At 64.6% G+C, this 387-nt stretch carries 1 protein-coding gene; it reads right to left on the bottom strand.

The window, feature by feature from the left end:
- The coding region (locus P3W85_RS40100; protein WP_276268885.1) for an electron transfer flavoprotein subunit alpha/FixB family protein at nt 1–387 on the bottom strand (387 nt) is incomplete at both ends.

Raw genomic sequence — 387 nt, 5'->3', positions numbered from 1 at the left:
GGTTTTGCAGTTCCCTGCCGATATCGAAGATATCGCCCACGATGCCGTACCTGGCGATCGTGAAGATGGAGGCCTCCGGATCGGTATTGACCGCCACGATGGTATCGACGTGCTTCATGCCGGCCATATGCTGCACCGAGCCGGAGATGCCCATCGCCACATACAGCTTGCAGTTGGCCGCGGTCTTGCCGGACTGGCCGACCTGCCGCGATTTCGGCAGCCAGCCCGAGTCCGCGATCGGGCGCGAGCAGCCGAGCGTGGCGCCGAGCGAATCGGACAGTGCCTTGAACTGCTCGACGTTGTCTTCCTCGCCGACGCCACGGCCGATCGACAGGATGAAGTCGGCGCCGGGAATATCCACGTCGTCGCCGCCCGCCGGCTCCTCGA

Source organism: Cupriavidus basilensis, from assembly GCF_029335485.1.
GTDB lineage: Bacteria > Pseudomonadota > Gammaproteobacteria > Burkholderiales > Burkholderiaceae > Cupriavidus > Cupriavidus basilensis_E.
Note: the sequence above shows the minus strand (reverse complement) of the source record. Positions and strands in the feature narration are given on the sequence as shown.